Source organism: Xenorhabdus siamensis, assembly GCF_037996745.1.
GTDB classification, from domain to species: Bacteria; Pseudomonadota; Gammaproteobacteria; order Enterobacterales; family Enterobacteriaceae; genus Xenorhabdus; species Xenorhabdus indica.
On the sequence record NZ_JBBMXE010000005.1, the window covers coordinates 381,282 to 405,346 of the forward strand.

The 24,065-nt window shown below is 44.6% G+C and carries 23 protein-coding genes; 13 read left to right on the forward strand and 10 right to left on the reverse strand.

Features of this window, described 5'->3' with window-relative positions; translation table 11 throughout:
* Positions 1 to 68 precede the first annotated feature (68 nt).
* Both lsrK and lsrR read right to left on the reverse strand, forming a co-directional pair.
* Positions 69 to 1,661, reverse strand: a complete 1,593-nt coding sequence (gene lsrK, locus AAC852_RS05615; RefSeq protein WP_340620169.1) for an autoinducer-2 kinase — start codon at positions 1,659 to 1,661, stop codon at positions 69 to 71.
* A 111-nt stretch (positions 1,662 to 1,772) separates the two neighbouring features.
* Positions 1,773 to 2,780 carry a transcriptional regulator LsrR gene (gene lsrR, locus AAC852_RS05620; RefSeq protein WP_422824256.1) on the reverse strand — a complete coding sequence of 336 codons (1,008 nt, stop codon included), beginning with the start codon at positions 2,778 to 2,780 and terminating at the stop codon, positions 1,773 to 1,775.
* Between the two features lie 328 nt (positions 2,781 to 3,108).
* On the opposite strand from lsrR, the gene lsrA reads away from it, so the two are divergent.
* From lsrA to lsrG, 6 genes are all read left to right on the forward strand, one after another.
* Complete coding sequence (gene lsrA / locus AAC852_RS05625; RefSeq protein ID WP_340620171.1) at positions 3,109 to 4,704, forward strand: autoinducer 2 ABC transporter ATP-binding protein LsrA; 1,596 nt, start codon at positions 3,109 to 3,111, stop codon at positions 4,702 to 4,704.
* A gap of 5 nt (positions 4,705 to 4,709) precedes the next feature.
* Entirely contained in the window at positions 4,710 to 5,738 is a 1,029-nt protein-coding gene (gene lsrC / locus AAC852_RS05630; protein WP_422824257.1) for an autoinducer 2 ABC transporter permease LsrC, read from the forward strand.
* Position 5,739: 1 nt separating this feature from the next.
* Positions 5,740 to 6,753 carry an autoinducer 2 ABC transporter permease LsrD gene (gene lsrD / locus AAC852_RS05635; RefSeq protein WP_340620173.1) on the forward strand — a complete coding sequence of 338 codons (1,014 nt, stop codon included), beginning with the start codon at positions 5,740 to 5,742 and terminating at the stop codon, positions 6,751 to 6,753.
* Between the two features lie 88 nt (positions 6,754 to 6,841).
* Positions 6,842 to 7,894, forward strand: coding sequence for an autoinducer 2 ABC transporter substrate-binding protein LsrB (gene lsrB / locus AAC852_RS05640; RefSeq protein WP_422824255.1), 1,053 nt, complete (start codon positions 6,842 to 6,844; stop codon positions 7,892 to 7,894).
* A gap of 43 nt (positions 7,895 to 7,937) precedes the next feature.
* Entirely contained in the window at positions 7,938 to 8,822 is an 885-nt protein-coding gene (gene lsrF, locus AAC852_RS05645) for a 3-hydroxy-5-phosphonooxypentane-2,4-dione thiolase (protein WP_340620174.1), read from the forward strand.
* Between the two features lies 1 nt (position 8,823).
* Positions 8,824 to 9,117, forward strand: coding sequence for a (4S)-4-hydroxy-5-phosphonooxypentane-2,3-dione isomerase (gene lsrG, locus AAC852_RS05650; RefSeq protein ID WP_340620175.1), 294 nt, complete (start codon positions 8,824 to 8,826; stop codon positions 9,115 to 9,117).
* A gap of 182 nt (positions 9,118 to 9,299) precedes the next feature.
* Here the strand turns inward: lsrG and mobB are convergent, their stop codons facing one another.
* On the reverse strand, positions 9,300 to 9,827 hold the full coding sequence (mobB, locus tag AAC852_RS05655) for a molybdopterin-guanine dinucleotide biosynthesis protein MobB (protein ID WP_340620176.1): 528 nt from the start codon (positions 9,825 to 9,827) through the stop codon (positions 9,300 to 9,302).
* Positions 9,824 to 10,426: a molybdenum cofactor guanylyltransferase MobA gene (gene mobA, locus AAC852_RS05660; protein WP_047680767.1), complete on the reverse strand. Its 603-nt coding sequence runs from the start codon at positions 10,424 to 10,426 to the stop codon at positions 9,824 to 9,826. The genes mobB and mobA overlap by 4 nt, the downstream gene beginning before the upstream one ends.
* 262 nt (positions 10,427 to 10,688) lie before the next feature.
* Here mobA and AAC852_RS05665 point away from each other — a divergent pair, with 262 nt between their 5' ends.
* From AAC852_RS05665 to spfP, 4 genes are all read left to right on the forward strand, one after another.
* Positions 10,689 to 11,666 carry a serine/threonine protein kinase gene (locus tag AAC852_RS05665; RefSeq protein ID WP_340620250.1) on the forward strand — a complete coding sequence of 326 codons (978 nt, stop codon included), beginning with the start codon at positions 10,689 to 10,691 and terminating at the stop codon, positions 11,664 to 11,666.
* Between the two features lie 17 nt (positions 11,667 to 11,683).
* Complete coding sequence (dsbA, locus tag AAC852_RS05670; protein WP_340620177.1) at positions 11,684 to 12,307, forward strand: thiol:disulfide interchange protein DsbA; 624 nt, start codon at positions 11,684 to 11,686, stop codon at positions 12,305 to 12,307.
* Between the two features lie 394 nt (positions 12,308 to 12,701).
* The gene (gene polA / locus AAC852_RS05675; RefSeq protein ID WP_340620178.1) at positions 12,702 to 15,524 is read left to right on the forward strand and encodes a DNA polymerase I; all 2,823 of its coding nucleotides are present in this window, start codon (positions 12,702 to 12,704) and stop codon (positions 15,522 to 15,524) included.
* 277 nt (positions 15,525 to 15,801) lie between these two features.
* Complete coding sequence (gene spfP, locus AAC852_RS20165; protein WP_438361642.1) at positions 15,802 to 15,849, forward strand: small protein SpfP; 48 nt, start codon at positions 15,802 to 15,804, stop codon at positions 15,847 to 15,849.
* A 93-nt stretch (positions 15,850 to 15,942) separates the two neighbouring features.
* On the opposite strand, the gene yihA is transcribed toward spfP, so the two are convergent.
* On the reverse strand, positions 15,943 to 16,566 hold the full coding sequence (gene yihA, locus AAC852_RS05680) for a ribosome biogenesis GTP-binding protein YihA/YsxC (RefSeq protein WP_340620179.1): 624 nt from the start codon (positions 16,564 to 16,566) through the stop codon (positions 15,943 to 15,945).
* Positions 16,567 to 16,957: 391 nt separating this feature from the next.
* On the opposite strand from yihA, the gene ppiA reads away from it, so the two are divergent.
* Both ppiA and AAC852_RS05690 read left to right on the forward strand, forming a co-directional pair.
* Positions 16,958 to 17,524 (forward strand): peptidylprolyl isomerase A, encoded by a 567-nt coding sequence (gene ppiA, locus AAC852_RS05685; protein ID WP_340620180.1) that lies wholly within the window; start codon positions 16,958 to 16,960, stop codon positions 17,522 to 17,524.
* A 329-nt stretch (positions 17,525 to 17,853) separates the two neighbouring features.
* Positions 17,854 to 18,429: an aminodeoxychorismate synthase component II gene (locus AAC852_RS05690; RefSeq protein WP_340620181.1), complete on the forward strand. Its 576-nt coding sequence runs from the start codon at positions 17,854 to 17,856 to the stop codon at positions 18,427 to 18,429.
* Positions 18,430 to 18,625: 196 nt separating this feature from the next.
* On the opposite strand, the gene crp is transcribed toward AAC852_RS05690, so the two are convergent.
* The 3 genes from crp to AAC852_RS05705 all read right to left on the reverse strand — a co-directional run bounded on the left by crp (position 18,626) and on the right by AAC852_RS05705 (position 20,875).
* Complete coding sequence (gene crp / locus AAC852_RS05695; protein ID WP_004240730.1) at positions 18,626 to 19,258, reverse strand: cAMP-activated global transcriptional regulator CRP; 633 nt, start codon at positions 19,256 to 19,258, stop codon at positions 18,626 to 18,628.
* A 406-nt stretch (positions 19,259 to 19,664) separates the two neighbouring features.
* Positions 19,665 to 20,534 carry a phosphoribulokinase gene (locus tag AAC852_RS05700; protein ID WP_340620182.1) on the reverse strand — a complete coding sequence of 290 codons (870 nt, stop codon included), beginning with the start codon at positions 20,532 to 20,534 and terminating at the stop codon, positions 19,665 to 19,667.
* A 122-nt stretch (positions 20,535 to 20,656) separates the two neighbouring features.
* Complete coding sequence (locus AAC852_RS05705) at positions 20,657 to 20,875, reverse strand: YheU family protein (protein ID WP_038269474.1); 219 nt, start codon at positions 20,873 to 20,875, stop codon at positions 20,657 to 20,659.
* Positions 20,876 to 21,035: 160 nt separating this feature from the next.
* Between AAC852_RS05705 and AAC852_RS05710 the strand changes: the two genes are divergently transcribed.
* On the forward strand, positions 21,036 to 21,641 hold the full coding sequence (locus AAC852_RS05710; protein WP_340620183.1) for a LysE family translocator: 606 nt from the start codon (positions 21,036 to 21,038) through the stop codon (positions 21,639 to 21,641).
* A gap of 1 nt (position 21,642) precedes the next feature.
* On the opposite strand, the gene murP is transcribed toward AAC852_RS05710, so the two are convergent.
* Entirely contained in the window at positions 21,643 to 23,106 is a 1,464-nt protein-coding gene (gene murP, locus AAC852_RS05715; RefSeq protein ID WP_340620184.1) for a PTS N-acetylmuramic acid transporter subunit IIBC, read from the reverse strand.
* A 43-nt stretch (positions 23,107 to 23,149) separates the two neighbouring features.
* Positions 23,150 to 24,055 carry an N-acetylmuramic acid 6-phosphate etherase gene (gene murQ / locus AAC852_RS05720; RefSeq protein WP_340620185.1) on the reverse strand — a complete coding sequence of 302 codons (906 nt, stop codon included), beginning with the start codon at positions 24,053 to 24,055 and terminating at the stop codon, positions 23,150 to 23,152.
* Positions 24,056 to 24,065 lie beyond the last annotated feature (10 nt).

Sequence of the window (24,065 nt, forward strand, 5' to 3'; positions counted from 1 at the left end):
AAGAGTAATGGCTTTAGTATGACTGAGCAAGCCGTTACACTTGCCCAAATTTCGTTTATGACTGGAAATCACAATCCCGGTGCCTTCCACAACGAAGTTGTCAGCCCATCATCCACCAAATGCAGTTGATCTGCATATACTGTCTGCCAGTCTTTCTTCGCTTTTTGGTAAACCTCTTGGTGGTTTAAGTTTGGTTGATATTCCCGTTCCCAACGCACCAGTCTTTCTCCTGTTTCTGGCATGGAATCATACAGCGAAACCCCGACGCCCGCTGCTATCGCACAACCCAATGCTGTTGCTTCCTTAACTATCGGGACCCGCACGGGTAACCCGGTTATGTCAGAGAGAATCTGGCTCCAGAGTTTTCCTTTTGAACCACCGCCGGCGAAGACCAGCGAATCTGGTTGTACGCCTGAGAATGCTGCAACCATATCGAGGTTACAGGCTGAAACGATAGCAGCGTTTTCCTCTAATGCCCTGAATAGTGTTGCCTTGTTGCATTTTTCCGGATCAATCGACAGGTTGAGAAAGGAAGGGGCTGCGTGATACCACGATTTAAAGCGCATGACATCGGAGAAAATGGGCATCACACCATATGCACCGGCAGGAACTCGCACTGCCATTTCTTCCAGCAGGTTGTAGGCATCAACACCCAGACGTTCCGCCATCAGTTTTTCTTCCGCACAGAAAGCATCACGGAACCAGCGCATGGTGAGGCCAGTGAAGAAGCTGATGGATTCTGCCTGCGCCATGCCGGGGATCACATGAGGATTAATACGGATGTTCATGTTGGGATCGGTCATCGGCTCTGGCAGGTTAACCACCTGCTGCCAGAATGTGCCACCAAGTACCGCGGTCTGGGCAGGCCTGACGACACCAATACCGAGGCAACCGAGCTGGACGTCACCACCGCCCATAATAACTGGTGTACCGCTATTCAGACCGCACTCGGTTGCAGCTTTGTCTGTTACGTATCCTAGTAAAGTACCGGTTTCTTTAACTGGGGAGAGGATATCGGAACGCAATCCCGCCATTTCCAGCAGGCTTGGGCGCCAGTCGCGGCTCACTAAATCCAGCATGCCCGTTGTTCCTGCGTTGGAAGGATCAACTGCCAGTTCGCCACTCAACATATAGGCCAGCCAATCGCTGATCATCGTCAGGGTACTGGCTTGCCGATAGATATCTGAACGGTGATGGGCAAGCCACAGCAGACGAGGCATTGCACCCAATGCTAAGGTCTGGCCGGAATAACGATACACATCATATTCAAACGTATTGTTGTACAACTCTTTCAGTTCACTGACTTCATGACTGGAACGGGCATCTACGTTGGCACATGCCCAGATGGGATCACCGTTGTGGTTGTAAAGGACGATACCTTCCCGCATGGAACAAGCTGCAACACCCTGAATCGCACTGGCGGGGAGTTCCGCTTTTTGCAGTGCCTGCCGGATACATTGGCAGGCCAGTTGCCAGTTGGTTTTCAGGTCAAACTCCATTGAGCCTGCGACATTCGGCACCGGCTGGTGAACCCATTCCGCCTGTCCAACAGAGATTTGATTTCCTTCCAGATCAAATATTACTGCACGGATACTGCCTGTTCCTGCATCAAGCGCCATCAGATACTTCCCTGATGGGTGAACATGAGTGCGTTGGTTCATGATGCTATCCTCGTTTGTCGTTATCTTATTAGCCTGCTGGTTGTTGATTGTTGACGACGATATGGCACAGGGGATATCCCCTAACCTGTTGGGGGATAAATGATTAGACGATCACATCAGCATAGCCCTTGCGGTTTTTTCTTCCGTGACCAACGAACTGATATAGCCCCCTTTTAATGCAGCAACAATAGCTTCGGCTTTTTCAATACCACCAGCGACACCAATCACGTTCGGAATGGTTTTCAGCTCTGACAAGGTAAGACCAATCAGTTCCTGATGGATGTCGATATCATCGACCAGTTTCCCTTCGGTATTGAAAAAGTGGCCGAGAATATCTCCCACCGCCCCTTTGCGTCCAAACATCAGTTGTTCCCCATCACTGATATAACCGGAACGCATAATCGTTGCCTGTTGTTTCTGGTTGATTGCCCCAATACCTACTATTGCGATATCGGCGGCACAGGCGGTGAGTATCACATCCCGCACACTACGTTCTTCGCGGAATGTTGTTGCGACTTGTTGGGTTGATGCCCTGAGTGGAGCAGGAATAATACTGACAGGGCAATCTGCATCAAGTTGGCCAATACCTGTCATATAAGGGCCAACACCACCCGATAGCGTCACCAGTTGGATCTGTTGGGAAGAAATAAAGCCACTCAGATGTTGCAAAGTACACATGGGGGCTTCACCAAAACCAATAGCCAAAAGTTGGCGAGGTTCAATCAGTGACATCAACAGATGAGCGGCTCCGGTGCCCAGCCGGGTATTTGGATTAATCCCTTCAAGGTCTGGCAAAACGCGCACTTTATTGAGGTTAAAGTGTTTTTTAAGGGTATCTTCCAGTTCCAGACATCCTTCATAGCGTGAGTTGATCTGAACATGGATCACACCGGATTTCCGCCCTTTCTCCAGCAAACGGGAGACTTTAAGGCGGCTCAGGCCAAGTAGTTCACCGATGTCCCCTTGTGTCAGACCATCGTGATAGTAAAACCAGGCAACACGTGCCAGTAGTTCTTCTTCACTCATGCTGTTTCCTGGATAGCTGTTTTCTGTATAGCTATTACCTGCATAGCCATTACTCGAACTATTATCTGGATAATAAAATTCCCCGGATGACATGTTTTTCTCTGATACTGATTTTTTCTTGTTTGATTTGCTCGTCATAACAATTTCTTTAATCCCCTGGAAAAGAATTAAGCATGAAAGCCTCTGATGCACCAGAGGTATTCCGTAAAAAATTGAACATATTTTAATGAAGATCTAACTTTTTCACAAAATGTGATCGAAATATTGCAAAAAATTCAGATTATGGATTAGAGTCATGAACAAAAGTTTTTTAAAAAATAAATGTTCACATAGGTATTGGGGTTGAGTATCCGGGATTAGAAACGGAAAACAGCAATAAGGTATAGCAGCGAAAATCATATAAACACCGTGAGGTAGCGTGATGTCACAAAGCAATTCCGCTAATAATTCATTGCAAAAGCATTCATTGCCAATACGCTCATCGCAAAAACATGCTGCCAATACGCCACCGCTTCTGGCTATCCGGGGGATCAGTAAGCAATTTTCCGGTTTGGTGGTGTTGAAACAGGTTGATTTCACTCTGATGTCGGGGCAAGTTCATGCTTTGTTGGGAGGAAATGGGGCAGGTAAATCGACGTTGATGAAAGTCATCGCAGGCCTTGAGCAGCCAGATGCCGGAACATTGATGTTGGAAGGAAATACCATTAACCCTTTGACACCTGCCAAAGCCCATCAGTTAGGTATTTATTTAGTACCGCAGGAACCTTTGTTATTTCCCAACCTTTCTGTTCAGGAAAATATTCTGTTTTATCTGCCTAAGCATCAAGCCAGTAAAAGCCGGATGCAACAATTGTTGGCACAACTGAATTGTCGGTTAGATCTGAATGCGCCAGCCGGAAGTCTGGATGTGGCAGATCAACAGATGGTGGAAATTATGCGTGGCTTGATGCGTAATTCCCGTATTTTGATCCTTGATGAACCGACGGCTTCTCTGACTCCTGCGGAAACAGAACGATTGTTTGAACGGGTACGGGAGTTGCAACAGCAACAAGTGGGGATCATCTTTATTTCCCATAAATTACCTGAAATTCGCCAGCTTGCTGACTATGTCAGTGTTATGCGGGATGGAGGAATTGCCCTCAGTGGGCCGACTGCGGATTTTTCAACTGAAACAATTATTCAGGCAATTACACCAGAGGCAGGCATTTCTGCATTAACAGAAACGCAGAAACTATGGTTGGATGCTGCTAATTATTTATCCGATAGCAATATTCAGGCTCCGGTACTTGAAGTGATTTCCCTGTGTGGCGAAGGTTTTCGTGATATCAGTCTGACTTTGAAGGCGGGAGAAATTGTTGGTTTGGCAGGCGTTGTTGGAGCAGGGCGTACAGAACTGGCAGAAACGCTATACGGATTGCGGCCTGTTGTGAGTGGCGCGATCCGTTTGCGCCACCAGATACTCAATCCACTGGATACAGCAGCACGCTTGCGATGTGGTCTGGTTTATCTGCCGGAAGATCGACAGGCGTCGGGATTATTCCTTGATGCTCCCCTGAGCTGGAATGTTTGTGCACTGATCCATAACCAAAGCACGTTTTGGGTTCGTCCTGCTTATGATACCGCAGTGCTTGAGCGTTACCGCCGGGCGCTCAATATTCGTTACCGTCATGCCAGCCAACCTGCGCGTACTCTGTCAGGCGGGAATCAACAAAAGATTCTGCTTGCCAAATGCCTGGAAGCAAAGCCAGTCGTTTTGATTATTGATGAGCCGACACGTGGTGTTGATGTCGGTGCACGCCATGAAATTTATCAACTGATACGTAACATTGCCAGCCAGCAAGTGGCAGTTCTGCTTATTTCGTCTGATCTTGATGAGGTCGTACAGTTGGCGGATAGGGTATTGGTTATGCATCACGGAGAAATTTGTGGTCACCTTGATAAATCCAGCATGAGTGTGGATGCGATTATGCATCTTTCTTTTGGTGAACAGGAAAATGACGAGAGAGCATCATGCTGAAGTTTATCCAAAACTTTATCCAGAACAATCGTGAAGTCACCGTGCTGATTGCCATTTTAGGATTGTTTCTCCTATTAAGAAGTTTGGAGCACCATACTTTCAATTTCCAGACCATCACGATGATTTTCTCTAATGCGCAAATCCTAATGTTATTGGCAATGGGAGCAACGCTGGTAATGCTCACCCGCAATATTGATGTCTCCGTTGGTTCAACCATGGGGTTGTGTGCTGTCGTATTGGGAATGTCACTCAATGCGGGTTTTCCATTATCGGTAGCCTGCTTAATAACACTATTGATCGGTGTGGCGGCAGGTTTGGTAAATGGTGTGCTGGTGGTATGGCTGAAAATTCCGGCTATTGTCGCGACGTTAGGTACGTTGGGTTTATATCGTGGTTTGATGCTGTTGCTGACAGGTGGTAAATGGATTGAGGGGTTACCTGCGGCTGTGAAAGCGCTCGCTAATCCAATCTTATTCGGCATTTCTCCCATTGGATGGTTGTTGATATTACTGGTTCTGACAATGACGTGGGTGTTGAGGATGACGGATTTTGGTCGTGGATTCTATGCCACGGGTGACAACCTGCAAGGTGCTCGTCAGCTTGGTGTACCTATTAGTCGTATCCGTATTACCGCTTTTGCCGCGAATGGCGTAATGGCGGCGTTGGCGGGTATTGTATTTGTCGCCCAGATTGGTTTTATCCCAAATCAGACGGGGAACGGGCTGGAAATGAAAGCAATAGCTGCCTGTGTTTTGGGGGGAATCAGTTTGCTCGGTGGCATGGGAACGGTGATAGGGGCAATTTTCGGTGCTTATTTTCTGACGCAGATAGATAGTGTACTGGTATTACTCAGACTACCGGCATGGTGGAACGATTTTATTGCTGGCCTGGTTCTGCTGGCAGTGTTGGTATTTGATGGCAGATTGCGTAGTGCCGTTGAAAAAAACTTACGTCAGCAACGTTATGCCCGTTTCCTTAAGCCAGACAATGATTTTGTCAAGGATTCAGCGGAAGAAAACAGGAGGCAGTCATAGTATGAATGCGATTAAAAAGCATGGTCGGCAACGTTATGGCTGGGAAACCGCTCTTGCTGTTCTGTTGGTTCTGGAAATTTTGTTATTTGGCATAGCAAATCCACGCCTGCTGGATATTAATGTATTGTTGTTCAGCACCAGCGATTTTATCTGTATTGGTATTGTCGCTTTACCGTTGACGATGGTCATTGTCAGTGGTGGGATTGATATCTCGTTTGGGGCGGTTATCGGCTTATGTGCCATTGTATTGGGGATGATGAACCAGGCCGGGCTACCGATGGTTGTTGCTCTGCCTTTGACGCTGATTACAGGAGTGCTCTGTGGTTTGATTAATGCGGGGCTGATTTTCTACACTGGCGTTAATCCTCTGGTTATTACTCTTGGGACAATGTACCTGTTTGGTGGCAGTGCATTATTACTGTCTGGGTTATCGGGGGCGACGGGTTATGAAGGTATTGGTGGTTTTCCGGCTGCATTTACTGATTTCGCTAACCTGACATTGCTGGAACTGCCTGTACCGTTAGTTATCTTTACTGTTTGTGTCATCGGGTTCTGGCTGTTCATGCACCGTACTCACTATGGACGCAATGTCTTTCTGATTGGGCAAAATAGCCGTGCCGCCCGTTATGCTGCAATTCCTGTCAATAAAACACTGTGCCTGTTGTATGCCTTAACGGGGTTAGCTTCTGCGCTGGCTGCGATTATTTTGGTGTCTTATTTCGGTTCAGCTCGCTCTGACTTGGGCAGCTCATTCCTGATGCCAGCTATCACTGCGGCGGTGTTGGGGGGAGCTAATATTTACGGCGGCTCCGGCTCTATCATTGGCACTGCATTGGCTGTCTTGCTGGTGGGCTATTTGCAGCAGGGACTACAGATGGTGGGTATCCCAAACCAGATATCCAGCGCATTATCTGGTGCTCTGCTGATTATGGCTGTGGTCGGACGCTCTGCCTCACTGCATCGCCATCAAATTCGTGATTGGTGGCAACGTTGGCGGGCTACGGTTTTTCAGTGAGCTATTCTTGAATGATTCCTGAACTATTTCTGAGATAAAAAATCCTGAGACAGAAAATTATTCCTGAAAGAAAAGAGTGGAGACAGGCATGAAAACACCAATAGTGAGAATAAAAATAGTGAAAAAACTGGTTTTGGCGAGTGTGTTAAGTCTGGTATGTGTTTCTTGGGCGCAAGCTGTTGACAAAATTGCATTTATTCCGAAGCTAGTTGGTGTCGGGTTCTTTACCAGTGGCGGACAAGGAGCACAGGATGCGGGTAAAGACTTGGGGATTGCTGTTACTTACGATGGCCCGACTGAGCCAAGTGTGGCAGGGCAGGTACAACTCATCAATAACTTTGTTAATCAGGGTTATAACGCGATTGTGGTGTCGGCAGTATCACCTGATGGTTTATGCCCGGCACTGAAACGCGCCATGCAGCGTGGTGTGAAAGTGTTGACCTGGGATTCAGATACTGCGCCAGCGTGTCGCTCTATCTATATCGATCAGGGAACGCCAAAACAACTGGGTGGGATATTGGTAGAAATGGCTGCCAATCAAGTGAAAAAAGATCATGCAGTGAAAAAGGATAAAACAAAAGTAGCGTTTTTCTACTCCAGCCCCACTGTGACAGATCAAAATCAATGGGTGAAGGAAGCAAAAGCCAAGATTGCGGCGGAATATCCTGACTGGGACGTTGTGACTACCCAATTTGGCTATAACGATGCTGCCAAGTCTTTGCAGACTGCGGAAGGTATTCTGAAAGCATGGCGTGATTTGGATGTGATTATTGCTCCTGATGCCAATGCGCTGCCTGCGGCAGCACAGGCAGCGGAAAACCTGAAACGTAAGGATGTGGCGATTGTCGGATTCAGTACGCCAAATGTGATGCGCCCTTATGTAGAAAACGGCACAGTCAAACAGTTCGCCCTGTGGGATGTGGTGAAGCAGGGCAAGATAGCGATTCATGTTGCCAATGAAATGCTGAAAAAAGGCAATTTGAATGTGGGGGATAAATTAGTTATTCCTGATATCGGTACACTTGAGGTTTCACCGAACAGTGTTCAGGGATACAGCTATGAAGCGAAAGGCAATGGCATTGTTGTAATGCCGGAGCGAGTGATTTTTACCAAAGAAAACATTAACCAATACAACTTCTGATTCATACCCAATAGATTTCGCGTTTAACCTTCCGGAGGGAGAAATGGCAGATTTAGATGATATCAAAGATGGTAAAGATTTTGGCATTGATACACCGCAAAAGAATACATTGTTTGAATTGAAAGGCTGTGGTGCGTTGGATTGGGGAATGCAATCCCGCTTATCGCGGATTTTCAATCCCGTTACCAATAAAACGGTCATGTTGGCATTTGATCACGGTTATTTTCAAGGGCCGACAACAGGGCTGGAACGCATCGATATTAATATCGCTCCACTGTTTGAGCACACCGATGTGCTGATGTGTACACGCGGTATTTTGCGTAGTCAGGTTCCGCCAGCGACAAATAAACCTGTAGTATTGCGCGCATCCGGTGCGAATTCTATTTTGACTGAACTTTCTAATGAAGCCGTTGCGGTAGCGATGGAAGATGCGCTGCGACTGAATGTCTGTGCAGTAGCGGCACAGGTTTATATCGGTTCAGAATATGAGCACCAGTCCATCAAAAACATTATCAAGCTGGTGGATCAGGGGACGCGTTATGGGATGCCAACAATGGCGGTGACAGGTGTCGGTAAGGATATGGCTCGTGACCAACGGTATTTCTCTCTGGCAACCCGTATTGCGGCGGAGATGGGCGCGAATATCATTAAAACCTATTATGTCGATACCGGTTTTGAGCGGATTGCAGCGGGTTGCCCTGTACCGATTGTTATTGCGGGAGGTAAGAAACTGCCTGAGATGGAGGCGTTAATGATGTGCTATCAGGCGATTGATCAAGGCGCATCCGGTGTTGATATGGGGCGTAATATCTTCCAGTCAGAAGCACCGGTAGCGATGTTGAAAGCCGTTCAGGCAGTTGTACATTGTAATGAGAAGCCTGCTCAGGCATATGAGTTGTTCCTGAGTGAAAAAGCGAAGGGAGAATAATATGCACGTCACATTAGTGGAGATTAATGTCAAAGCTGACAAGATCGACGAATTTATCCACGTATTTCGTGATAATCATCTTGGTTCTGTGAAAGAGCCGGGTAATCTGCGGTTTGATGTATTACAAGATGAAAAAATCCCGACCCGTTTTTATATCTACGAAGCTTATACCGACGAAGCCGCAGTCGCAGCGCATAAGAAAACTCCGCATTACCTGCGCTGTGTTGAAAAACTGGAATCACTGATGAGTGAGCCACGGAAAAAAAACACGTTTATTGGTTTGATGCCGGAATAGGGATGAATAGTGATCTTCTGAATACTTGGCAGCCTGCAATAAAATATGCAGGCTGTTTTTCAAAAAACACCAACTATACGACCGACAAGCATGGTTGCATAAACCACGACTGACCGAACAGATGTGTTTTTGAATATACCTCTTGCTTCCCCACAATAATCACTAATGATATAGGGTAGATATTATCTATCTAAAAAATAAGCAATAACAAACCCAACCACGTCTTCTGGTCGATTAATATCAAGCCGCGGCAATGAGGTAGCCAGCGGGATATCGCTGGCAATGGCAATCACATGGGGATCAATCAGTTCCTCAAAGGAATGATTCAATCCATGCCGATACAGCGCAATTTTGGAAATGGCTTCGTCCTTGAAACCCTCAACCAGAATTAAATCCAGAGAATCTGTATCAAATCGGCTGGCAAGATAGTGCAGATCCAGTTCAGGTAATTCAGGCGTTTCTGCCATCAACGCCCAGCGCTGCTGGCTGGCAACTAATGTTTGTGCTGCACCCGCTTTACGCAGTTCGTAACTATCCTTACCCGGTTTATCGATATCCATATTATGGTGAGTGTGTTTGATCAATCCCACACGTATTTGTTGCTGACATAACAGAGGAATGACCTGTTTTAGCAGGGTTGTTTTACCGGTTCCACTGTAGGCGGTAATTCCCAGTAATGGCAGGTTAGGTGGGAAGGTACTTTGATTCATGCTGACTCCCGAAGACATTCCCAATGCTGGCATTGCCAGTGTTGGCACTCTTCTGGTGTATTCAAATTGGTGAAAGCGGTGGGATTCGGGATATAGACCGCCTTTGCTTTAATCATCTGCATAAAGAACATCAGCTTTCTGTCTCCCAACGCAAGATAGCTTTCTAATCTGGGTATCAGGCTGCGGTGCATCAAAGCCAATGTCGGATGGGCGCGTTCGCAATCATGTACATAAGCCGCCCATGAATGTTGTTTATAGCGCCAAAGTTTTGCTACTACGTCATCAGGGAAATCCGGCACATCACAAGGGACAAACATAACCCATTCATTAATAGCTTTTTTTAATACTGCCAGCATTCCTGCCAGTGGCCCAGAAAAATCAGTGATAATGTCCGGTATGATTGGGTAACCACTCTGCTGATAAACTGATTGATTACGGTTGGCATTAATCAACAGTTCATGAACTTGTGGCTGTAATTTTGTTGCTATGTGTTGGTATAATGGTATGCCACCGAATTGTAATAGTCCTTTATCATTTCCTCCCATGCGGGTGGATAGCCCTCCAGCCAGAATTGCACCACTGATTTTTGGATACGTCATTGAAATCACCTGATACTTGGTCATGAAATATTTTATATTTGGTTATATAACCCTTGTAAATCAATATGTAACAATACATTACAGGAATAAGGGAGTATAACGCTTACTCTTGTTAACAGACCAATTTTTTCTCCCAATCATTCTTCTTGTTGTAAGAACTGTATAGATTGTAAGAACGGAATAGAAGCTGGCTGAGGACTGTACACACAAGGTATGATGATGAAAGATTGATGAAAGAGAGAACTGAGTTGTGACAGAAACAATGGCTTTTAATTTCCAAAATATTACGCCGGACTTAATAATGGATGCTTTGGTGCAGTCTGATTTGTATATTGATTCTGGCTTAACTGAATTGAATAGCTATGAGAACCGAGTTTATCAGTTTATGGATGAAAACCGTAAACGTTATGTCGTGAAATTTTATCGTCCTCAACGTTGGAGCCAGCAGCAAATTCGGGAAGAACATGAGTTTGCACTGGCATTGCAGCAAGCAGATTTACCAGTTGCTGCGCCGATGGTTATTGATGGACAGACGGTATTGGAGCATGGCGGGTTCTTTTTTGCCATTTTTCCCAGCGTAGGCGGACGGCAGTATGAAGCTGATAATTTTGATCAGTTGGAAGATGTAGGGCGATTGTTGGGTAAAATACATCAAGTCGGTTACCAGAAAACATTTTCTGCCCGTCCAACTATCAGTCTCAATGAATATTTGTATCATCCATATCAATATTTGGCAGAATGCGAGCTCATCCCCGACAGACGCAGAGCTGCTTTTCTTACTGCACTGGATGAATTGAACAACGCTGTGGCAGCACAATGGAATGTTGATTGGCAGGTATTGCGGCTGCATGGCGATTGTCATGCTGGTAATATCCTGTGGCGTGATGAGGCATGGTTCGTTGATCTTGATGATGCCCGTAATGGTCCGGCTATTCAGGACTTATGGATGTTACTTAATGGTTCACGGCAGGAAAGATTGATCCAATTGGATATTCTGCTTGAATCATATGGACAATTTGCAGAGTTTGACTTGAAAACACTGGCGCTGATAGAGCCACTGCGAGCAATGCGGATGGTCTATTATCTAGCGTGGGTTGCTCGTCGCTGGCAAGATCCGGCTTTTCCAAAAGCGTTTCCGTGGATGGCTGATGGTGACTTCTGGCATCAGCAAATAAATCTTTTTTCTGAACAAATCCAGTTGTTACAGGAACCACCCTTACAGTTAACCCCGATGTATTAATTTTTCAGGAGAACACGATGAAAAAATTTTGGTTCGCATTGGTGGGAGTGTTTATGGCATTTAATGCCAGCGCTTCTGACTTTTCTGAAGGAAAACAATATGTTGAATTAAAAGATCCTGTTGCGGATCAACCTCAGGTTTTAGAGTTTTTCTCTTTTTATTGTCCACACTGTTACCAGTTTGAAAATATTTATCATGTGCCTGGTACGATTCAGAAAAACCTGCCTGCTGGCGTTACCCATGAACGTTACCATGTCGATTTTCTGGGACCTTTGGGGAAAGATCTGACAGATGCCTGGGCTGTTGCTATCGTTATGAAAGTACAGGATAAAATAGTGCCGATTTTATTTGATGGTATTCAGAAAACTCAGACTATCAACTCTAAGGCTGATATCCGTAATGCTTTTATCAAAGCAGGTGTTCCTGGTGAAGAATATGATGCGGCATTAAATAGTTTCATAGTGAAATCTGTAGCAGCTAAAGAACGCCAGGCGGCTCAAGCTTTGCAACTACAAGGGGTTCCGGCAACTTTCGTCAATGGTAAATATATGATTAACAACGGTGGCATGGATGTTAAATCTGCACAGGACTATGCCAAAAAATATTCTGATGTTGTGAATTATCTGGTAACAAAAAAATAAGCAGTCACCACTATTAATATAAAATGATACAAGTATTGTGCCTGTTATTATAAGACTGGCACAATACTTGCTAAAAACCGCCTTTCATAACATAAACTCTGGTTATATCCACAAGTCAGTGATTTGTAAGTAGTTGCAATACTTTCATAATATTTGACGTAATTCATTGATTTTTACTCTCAGTTATTCCTTTTTAACATGGATAAACATCAATCTGTTTTATGTGCTAATTTTTTGTGCACAAAGTTATCCACAGTTTATTTATCAGAATATTTGTCGGGATATATAGAGGATATGGGTAACAGAACGAGAAAATTATCGCAAAATTCGTCTATGACTGCACAGTATGGCATTCTATTCTTTATTCATACTACAGAACGACGAAGACAACTTTATGGTACAGATAGCAGACAATCCCCTGATTTTGGTTGATGGTTCTTCATACCTTTATCGTGCATACCATGCTTTCCCTCCTCTGACAAACAGTGCAGGCGAACCGACAGGCGCCATGTATGGTGTACTGAATATGCTGCGCAGTTTAATCCTGCAATATAAGCCTAGCCATGTGGCGGTTGTATTTGACGCCAAAGGCAAGACGTTCCGTGATGAATTATTTGCTGAATATAAATCTCATCGTCCATCAATGCCGGATGACTTACGTGAGCAGATTGAGCCGCTGCATAAAATGGTCAAAGCAATGGGACTGCCAATTTTGGTTGTGCCGGGAGTTGAAGCGGATGACGTCATTGGTACATTGGCGTTGCAGGCAGAAAAAGAGGGGCATTCAGTTCTGATCAGCACAGGCGATAAAGATATGGCTCAGTTAGTGACGCCTAATATCACGCTGATCAACACCATGACTAACACTATTTTGGGGCCGGATGAAGTCATTGAAAAGTATGGAATTCCGCCGGAATTAATTATTGATTTCCTTGCCTTGATGGGGGATTCTTCCGATAACATTCCTGGTGTGCCGGGGGTTGGAGAGAAAACGGCACTGGGATTGTTACAGGGCATCGGTGGGTTGAATGAGATCTACGCCAGACTTGATGAGATTGTGACACTCAGTTTCCGTGGTGCAAAAACGCTGGCTGGAAAAATGGAGCAGCATAAAGAAGTTGCTTACCTCTCTTATCAGTTGGCGACCATTAAAACCGACGTTGAGCTGGATAAAACCTGTCTGGATCTTACGGTTTCTGCACCTGATAACGATGAATTATTGGCGCTGTTCGGTCACTATGAATTTAAACGTTGGTTGAGCGATGTACAAAATGGCAGTTGGTTAGAAAGCCGTTCGTCAGAGAAAAGCGGGCAAAAGCCAACAACCAGCACGACGAACAAATCCACAGCAGCCAGTATACCTGCCGTAGCTAATATTTCTCCCGAAAGCTACCAGACTATCCTTGACCAGAAATCTCTTGATGAATGGATTGGGAAACTGAAACAGGCACCAGCATTTTCGTTCGATACTGAAACAGATGGACTTGATACTTTAACTGCCAATCTGATTGGAATGTCTTTTGCTGTTGCAGTGACCCAATCTTCAAAGGGTGAATCCCATGTTGAAGCCGCTTATCTGCCGTTGGGACATGATTATCTGGACGCGCCACAACAGTTGGATCTGCATGAAGTGCTTACAGCCTTGAAACCGCTGTTGGAAGATGCCAACCTGCCTAAGATTGGTCAGAACCTGAAATTTGATCGTGGTGTATTGGAACGCCACGGTGTGGCATTGAATGGTATCGTTTTTGATACGATGTTGGAATCGTATGTCCTGAACAGTGTCGCAGGGCGGCATGATATGGACAGCCTTGCTGAGCGTCATTTGGGATATAAGACCACGACTTTTGAAGAAATTGCGGGTAAAGGTAAAAAACAGCTTACTTTCAACCAGATACCACTGGAAGAGGCGGCAAAATATGCTGCGGAAGATGCAGATATTACCTTGCGGTTGCATCAGGCTATGTATCCACAAATAGAAAATGTGCCGACACTGAAAAAAGTTTTCCAGAACATCGAAATGCCGTTGGTTCCTGTACTTTCTCGCATGGAACGGACAGGTGTTTTGATCGATGCTAACACGTTAGCAGAACATTCGAAGAAGATTACGGCACGTTTACTCGAACTGGAAAAAGCCGCTTATGAGTTGGCTGAAGAAGAGTTCAATCTTGCTTCACCTAAGCAATTGCAGGTTATCTTGTTTGAAAAAATGAATTTGCCTGTTTTGAAAAAAACACCAAATGGTGCACCCTCCACGAATGAAGAAGTGCTGGAAGAGCTGGCGGAAGATCACGAGTTACCAAGAATTATTTTGGAGCACCGTGGGCTGGCAAAACTGAAATCGACTTATACCGATAAATTGCCGCTGATGGTCAGTCCGCTGACTCAACGCGTTCACACTTCTTATCACCAGGCAGTGACAGCAACCGGGCGTCTATCTTCCCGTGATCCTAACCTGCAAAATATTCCTGTTCGTAATGAAGAAGGGCGACGTATTCGCCAGGCATTTATTGCGCCAGAGGGTTATCGCATTATGGCTGCGGATTATTCGCAGATTGAGTTGCGGATTATGGCGCATTTATCACAGGATAAGGGATTATTGGATGCTTTCGCACAAGGCAAAGACATTCATCGTGCTACGGCCGCAGAAGTTTTTGGTGTGCCACTGGAGCAAGTTACCAGCGAACAGCGCCGCAGCGCGAAAGCAATTAACTTTGGTCTGATTTATGGCATGAGTTCGTTTGGTTTATCCCGCCAATTGGGTATTCCGCGTGGGGAAGCTCAGCGTTATATGGATCTCTATTTTGAGCGTTATCCGGGTGTGCGGGAATATATGGAGCGCACTCGTCAACAGGCTGCTGAGAACGGATTTGTTGAGACGTTGGAAGGTCGTCGTCTGTATCTGCCAGATATCAAATCGCGCAATGCCATGCGTCGTAAGGCTTCTGAGCGTGAGGCCATTAATGCTCCGATGCAGGGAACGGCAGCAGATATTATCAAATTGGCCATGATAGCGGTGGATGATTGGATCGTCACTGCACAACCGAATGTGCGTATGATTATGCAGGTTCATGATGAATTGGTGTTTGAAGTACATGAATCAGAGCTGGCTATCGCGGAACAGAAAATCAGAGAGTTGATGGAGAAAAGTATGCAGCTTGGTGTCCCTCTGAAAGTTGATGTGGGGATAGGGGAAAATTGGGATCAGGCTCACTAATCTTTATTGAATAATTTGAAAGCCACAGCACATTTAATGCGCTGTGGCTTTCTTTATTATGCTGTGAAGGGGCGTGAGACAAGAATTTTGGTTAGATTTTAGATTAGATCCAGATCCCACAAATATGTAATTAAACTACAAGAAAAATGGTGTAATGACAGAGATTGATCACATAATTATGGCTAAATCGAGGTATTTATTGAAAATTAATTACAAAAAAATCTTTTTTTGATAAAAAAAATAGGGTAAAGTTATTGGCGTAGGGTACAGAGGTAAGATGTTCTATCTTTCAGACCTTTTACTTCACGTAATCGGATTTAGCTGAATATTAGCTGCCCCAGTCATCTCTTTTGACTGGGGCGTTTTTTTATGCGTGATTTACGATTGTTGCAGGAGGTGAGAAGGGAAAAGGTGGAAATTACTTCACTTCAATAGTGGGCTGGCTGAACCAGTTATTAAGTTTCTGTTCAAGTTTGTCTATGCCAATTTTTTTCAAAACAGAGAAATTCTCGATCTGAATATCACCGTCCAGCGCAGCCAATTCCTGACGTACTTCGTTTAATTGTTTTTTGCGTGCCCCTGATGCCAGTTTATCGGCTTTGGTCAGTAGTATCATGACTGGTACTTGCATCACGATCGCCCATTCAATCATTTGCCTATCCAGATCTTTTAGTGGATGACGGATATCCATCAATACCACCAGCCCCTGTAGGCATTCACGTTTCTGGAGATATTCGCCCAATGCTCTCTGCCACTTGAGTTTCATTTCTTCCGGCACTTGTGCATAACCATAACCCGGTAAGTCAACCAGGCGTATGCCTTCTTCTACCTCAAACAGGTTAATCAATTGCGTTCGTCCGGGCGTTTTACTGGTACGGGCAAGGCTCTTTTGCCGGGTCAGTGCATTCAGCGCACTGGATTTACCGGCATTTGACCGACCGGCAAACGCGACCTCAATGCCCACATCTTGAGGCAGGTGGCGAATGTCAGGTGCACTCGTGACAAAGTGGGTCGTATGATAGTTGTAGTTTTTGATGGTCAAAATGATTATCTCCCTGCGGAATACACGAAAAAACAGCGCGGTGATTATACCGAGAGCAACGGCTTGTGGACAGGTGTAACTTTATCGTGATGTTTCTATTACGACATATTTTTGCTTTTTGACTGAAATTATTTTTGCCTAACGTAGTAAAGAATATTCTGCAACTTTTTCCTGCCTAATATGTATGAAAGAACACCAAGATAGACGCTATTCCAAAAATAAACTCTACCCAGAATATGAGAATATAATATTTATTTAGATAGATATTCTTTAGCAAAACTCATCATTACTCGTAAAAGTTGGTAAATCTTTGCAACTTAGCGCTATAGGGAATTACACTTAATGAGTTTTATGGGTTTTGTTATTGACCTCAAGAATAAAGGAACCATCAATGTTTAAACGTATTTTTGTGTCGCTTATGACGGCATGTGCTATCAGTATGGCTGCTCCAGCATTGGCTGCCGAAACTCACGTGAAGCTGATGACATCAGCAGGTGAAATAGAGCTTGAACTGGATAGCAATAAGGCGCCGATTACCACAAAGAATTTCGTTGAGTATGTGAATGAGGGTTTTTATAACAATACGATTTTCCATCGCGTTATTCCCGGTTTCATGATCCAGGGAGGGGGATTTACGAAAGATATGAAACAGAAAGTCACCAAAGCCCCAATCAAAAATGAAGCTGATAATGGCTTACGTAACTTGCGTGGAACAATTGCGATGGCACGCACCGCAGATAAGGATAGTGCAACCAGTCAGTTTTTCATTAATGTGACTGATAATGCTTTTCTTGACCACGGTCAGCGTGATTTCGGCTATGCCGTCTTTGGTAAGGTAGTGAAAGGGATGGATGTGGTTGACAAAATTTCTCAAGTCAAAACAGAAAATGTTGGGCCTTACCAAAATGTTCCTGTTAAACCGATTGTGATACTTTCTGCAAAGGTTGTTTCCCAATAACCTTGATGAGAAAAACACGTTTTTTGCCTGAAAGATAGAGAATGAGACGGTATTGGCCTGTTATTACACTTTTTGAAGTTTCAGGGTTTTTAAAGTGCCGTCTCCCTTTCTCACTCCTCTACGTTTTCACACGAAAAAGACCTCACTGTGGATATGTGCCGCTGTCTGGCGGTAATCCCTGCCCCTATTTTAAAAATGTCTATGTGGTATGATGACTGTCCCGCTACCGTTGGTGCTGCTTTACCTAATTTTACCGTGATACAGAACGCATAATGTCCAATAGGACAACGCAATATATAAAACTATAAAAATCAGTAGGATGAACTCCTATGTTATTAATAATAGATAACTACGACTCTTTTACATTCAATTTATATCAATATTTTTGTGAGTTAGGGGCAAATGTTTTAGTTAAGCGTAATGATGAATTACAGCTTGAAGATATCGAGAAATTAGCACCGACTCATTTAGTGATCTCTCCGGGGCCTTGTACACCAGATGAATCAGGGATCTCACTGGAAGCCATTTCACATTTTGCCGGGAAAGTGCCGATTTTGGGGGTGTGTCTCGGACATCAAGCGATTGGTCAGGCTTTTGGCGCGAGTGTTGTTAAAGCCCGTGAGGTGATGCACGGAAAAACCTGTTTAATTCACCATAACCAGCAAGGTGTATTTAAGGGATTGAATCGTCCACTGACAGTTACCCGTTATCACTCTTTGGTTATTGCCGCAGAAACGTTACCTGCATCCTTTGAGGTTACGGCATGGAGCCAGCATGATGGTAATGTGGATGAAATAATGGGAATACGTCACCGTACTCTCCCCTTGGAAGGCGTGCAGTTCCATCCGGAAAGCATCCTGAGTGAACAAGGACATGAACTGTTAAATAATTTTCTTAAATATTAACGAAGAACGATTTACTTCCTCTTTTGGCTACTGTTTACGGCCATTTTTTTACGAAGCATTTGTGGGCAGGTGATATCACTAAATTATGCACCAGCGGGTTTCATTTTGTTAAGGGATGAGAGAAGCTGAAGGATGGAAAGCAAAAAGCCAGTGCTCTATGGGCCGCACTGGCCTAATTCAAGCGCAATTTCAAGAACTAGCGGGTTCCATAAACGACAATTGTTTTGCCGTGCGCAGAGATCAGGTTTTGATCTTCCAGCATTTTCAGAATGCGGCCGACAGTTTCACGGGAGCATCCGACAATCTGCCCAATTTCCTGACGTGTAATTTTGATTTGCATACCATCAGGATGGGTCATTGCATCAGGCTGTTTGGCCAGATTGAGCAATGTCTGTGCAATACGACCTGTCACATCCAGAAATGCCAGGTTTCCAACTTTTTCCGATGTTGTTTGTAAGCGGCTTGCCATCTGAGCGGATAAACGCATCAGAATGTCAGGATTAACCTGAATTAACTGGCGAAATTTCTTATAAGAAATTTCAGCCACTTCACAGGCGCTCTTAGCTCGCACCCATGCAGTACGTTCTTGCCCTTCTTCAAACAATCCAAGTTCACCAATGAAATCCCCCTGATTTAAATAAGAGAGGATCATTTCTTTACCTTCTTCATCTTTTATTAGAACAGCAACTGAACCTTTAACAATGTAGTAAAGCGTTTCTGCTTTCTCGCCTTGATGAATAAGCGTGCTCTTGGATGGATATTTGTGAATATGGCAGTGTGACAAAAACCATTCAAGAGTAGGGTCTGTTTGTGGCTTGCCGAGAACCATTCGCTTTATCCTCTGTTGTTATTTCCGCCTTTATGTTCTGAGAAGCTGACAGTTTCTCATCAGGCTGGCTTTATAAAGTCAATAGATTAACATATTAACTTGCTGAAAAACTGACAAGTAAGAATTTTATATAGGTTTATAAAGGATGCTAACATATTGGTGTAGTCATCCAGACCCATAAAACCTGCCAGCTTCGCTTGTAACTTTTGTTTGTAACACAGGAAAACATTTCTGTCTTCTCCTGTATCGCTTCAGCATATAAAACCAGTTAATAAATTACCAGAAATCTGTTTGCAGAACACCATTTACTACATTTTCATTTATAAGTGGGTGAATAGTGGGTGTTTTATCACAGGTAACATTATTTTTTGTTACCTGCGTTATTGATAATTAACTTGTGCTTAATTCAGGAAATTTTTTTGCCTTCCAGTAATTGTTGAACTAACGGAGCCATAATTAACTCCATTGCCAGTCCCATTTTTCCACCCGGAACGACGATAGTATTTATACTGGAAATAAACGAACCCTGAAGCATGGCCAGTAAATAAGGGAAATCGATTTGGCTCAGACCACGGAATCGGATGACGATAAAACTTTCGTCTAGAGAAGGAATAGCTTTGGCGGAAAAGGGGTTGGAGGTATCAACAGTAGGAACGCGTTGAAAGTTGATGTGAGTGCGGGAAAACTGTGGCGTAATATAGCGAATATAATCATCCATCGAACGAACCACGGAATCCATAACCGCCTCCCTTGAATGCCCGCGTTCACTGGTATCGCGAATGAGTTTTTGTATCCATTCAAGGTTGACGATGGGGACAACACCAATTAGCAGATCAACTAATTCGGCGACATTGTATTGCGGCGTGACAACACCACCATGTAATCCTTCATAAAACAGCATATCGGTGTTTGATGGTAGCGATTCCCAGGGCGTGAATGTACCCGGTACTTGGTTGTAGGGAACAGCTTCGTCATACGTATGCAGATATTTCCGCCAGCGGCCAGCACCTGTTTCCCCATATTCAAAGAATGTCTTCTCTAGCATATGGAAATCATTCGCTTCTGGCCCGAAGTAACTGATGTGCCTGCCTTGTTCTTTCGCTTTACGTATTTCTGCGTCCATTTCAGGGCGGGTATAACGGTGGAAACTATCCCCTTCGATAAGTGCGGCAGTGATGCCGAGTTGTTGGAAAATCTTGCGAAATGCCACACTGGTGGTTGTCGTTCCGGCTCCGCTAGAGCCGGTTATGGCAATGACAGGGTGTTTGGCAGACATAAGAAACAGACTCCTTATCATAAAAAATTGGGATGATCGTTCTCGTGATCAGCAGTATCAGGCCAATAAAACAAACCGATGTTGAATGAAATGCTATTTATTGAGCCAGAAATGATATGAAACTATGGACGGAACATCTCCTTAGGCATGATATTGACAGTCTCATGCAATTCAGACCAAACCAGCAGGGCTTCACCCCGCTCAAGCTGGCGTTTTACATCCTGTACTTTCTGTTCCAGTGTTTTTTCGAGTTCACCGTAGTCGGTGCCTTCCCGCAAGACAAAACTTTCGATCAAGTTAAGTAGAGTATCGGGTTCTACTTGTTGCCACGGGATAATCATTGTGGTCGCTCCATATCACATTATATTAGCTGCTGGTATTGCTTAGCTTTGAGGATGTTTTTTGAGTTTAACTTTCATTGTTAACTGGCCTTGTATGCTAAATAACATACTGCTATTTTCTTAGAAAGGAAATGTCAATAATTGAGGGATAAAGTACGCCATGACCGCCAGCCTGATATTCTCACTTAGCACATTTATGTTTATCTCCGCGATCACACCCGGCCCGAACAATATGTTACTGACATCATCTGGTGCCAATTTTGGGTTCCGCCGTTCGTTGATACTGTTGTTGGGAATTGTTTTTGGGATGCAAAGCGTCCTGTTGCTGTCTGCTTTTGGTATTGCCGCGTTACTGCTGGTATATCCGACCATACACACCGGCTTGAAGGTGCTCGGTAGCCTGTATTTACTGTGGCTGGCCTGGAAGACGGTGACTGCACAATACAAACGGCTGGAGGCTACACCATCCCTTGGGACACCCATTAAAAGCCATCAAGGCTGGCTATTGCAGTTTTTGAACCCGAAAGCATGGATGATGGGGTTAGGGGCTATCAGTAGCTATAGTTTAACAGGGGATTTATATATCCATTCCATTCTGGTTATCAGCGTGGTGATGTTATTGTGTAATACAGTCACCGGAATGGTATGGCTTATTTTAGGCGCTATGATTGGCCGTTTGTTAAAAAGCCGTACCGCATGGTTTACTTTCAATATCGTGATGGGGCTTTTGACAGCAGCTTGTGTACCATTAATCTGGATTAGCTGAATCAGCTCAAATCAATATTCTTGCTGCCAAAGAAAAATGTCAGCACAAAGCCACTGATATACGAAACAATCAGCCCTGCACTGTATACTGCCATGCCCATGAAAATGCCTGTTTGGGATGTCATTAAGGGCAGGGCAACCACACCGGAGGGACCGAAAACCGTATTCAGGCCGACGGGCAATCCAAACCAGGCAATCAGGCCGACAAAAAAACCACCAACAGCGCCACCAAAACAGGCGGTAACGAATGGTTTGATGCGAGGCAATGTTACACCATAAATCAAGGGCTCACCGATCCCTAAAAAGCCCGGAATAATAGCTCCTTTGATTTGAGTGCGTAATAACGACTCTTTTTTGGCTCTGACATATAGCGCCAGTGCAGAGCCTACTTGCCCTGCTCCTGCCATTGCCAGAATCGGAAACAGGGAATTAAACCCTTGTGTTTCTACCAGAGCAAAATAGACTGGCACAAAACCCTGATGCACACCGAACATCACGGCTATCAAAAATAATCCCGCCAAAATGGCTGTACCGAATGGATTACCATTTAGATTGGTGAAAAGCCATGACATTGCTGTAAACAGATAACTGCCTATCGGCATAATCACAATAAAAGTAACCGCGCCCATAATAAGCAGCGTAATGGCTGAGGTCAGGATCATGTCCAGGTCAGCAGACATGCTCTTACGGATCTGCTTCTCAACCCAGGCTCCCAGAATACCGGCAATCAATACTCCGATAATATTTCCCCGTGGATCGATGAGGAAGCCAAAGAAATTGTTGATACCAGAATAAAAGCCGCTGGGAGCGTCAGGGTTATAACCCAAAATAAACAGAGAAGCGATGATGGCACCATTAACGCCTGAACCGCCAAAAGCCTTCTGCGCGTTGTAACCAATCAAGATACTGAAGAAAGTGAACATTCCTTTGCTGAAAATTTTCATATAGCCGATCATTTCAACCAATACAGCGTTGGGTTGTGCAACACCTTGAATGAAAATTTGCTCCAGCAGAGTCGCAAGGCCCAGTAGTAGACCAACAGCGATAAATCCGGGGATCAGAGGAGTAAAAATGGTAGCAAATTTGGTAAGGAATTTATGGATTGGATGGGTTTGTTTCTCTTTGAGGTGTTTTTTATTGGAAGAGGCAATCTCTTTCAAATTTGCCGAGTGATGTTCTGTTGAGTGATGTTCAGAAGCGGGATAATCAGCATAACTTAATAGTTCATTCATCATATCCGCCGCTGTTTGGGCGTTACCGGGGCCAAGGACAATTTGGAGTTGTTCATGACTTTCAATTACTCCCAGAACGCCGGGAATTAGCTTCAATTTAGTTTTATCGACCAGCAAACTATCACGTAACGTCAATCTCAGACGGGTCATGCAGTTGCCACTATGTATGACATTACTTGCTCCACCAATAGCGTGAAGAATTTCAATCAGCATATCTGAATTAATTTTAGCCACGTACCACCCCTGCGGTTTATCTTCCACAAAGAAAAAGTAATGATTATCGAACGGTTGAAATTGTTGGACGGACGAACCCTTGATGTTCTGTTAATAATATTTTGGCTTCTTCGGCACTGCTCCCCGATAGGATCATCACAATTGCAGTTTTGCAGTGGCCGTTACAGGCGTTCAGGGCTTGTTCTGCCGTCTCCCTGTTGCACTCAGTAGCAGCCATGACAATATTTTTTTGTCGTTCAACTAACTTAGCATTAGTGGCTTCCACATCCACCATCAAATTGCCATATACCTTACCAGTACGGATCATGGCTCCTGTCGTGATCATATTCAGCACCAATTTTTGCGCTGTACCTGCTTTCATACGGGAGGAACCTGTTACAACTTCTGGTCCTACAATGGGGGTGATAGCGATATCAGCCAGTCGGGTCATCGGACTGCCAGGATTGCAACTGATACAGGCGACAGTTGCTCCCACTGATATGGCATACTCCATCGCTCCCAACACGTAGGGTGTCCGGCCACTGGCGGCAATTCCGACCAGCACATCTTTTTTATTAAGGTGTAGTGCCTTAAGATCATTTGCGCCTAATTGCCGATTATCTTCCGCGTTTTCGACGGCTTTCAAAATGGCTTGATGCCCGCCAGCAATTAAACCGACCACTTGTTCCGGTTTGGTGCCGTAGGTTGGCGGACATTCGCTGGCATCCAAAATCCCTAATCGACCTGATGTTCCTGCTCCGCTATAGATTAAGCGTCCATCCTGACGTAAAGCTTCTGCAACTTTATCAACGACAAGAGCAACCTGAGGTAGTGTCTGCTCAACCGCAACGGCGACTTTTTTGTCTTCATCATTGATAACGCGGAGCATATCGAGAGTTGATAACTCATCAATATGAGTACTGGCGAGGTTACGGCTTTCAGTCACCAGATTATTCAGATCGATTTTCATCATGTTTTCC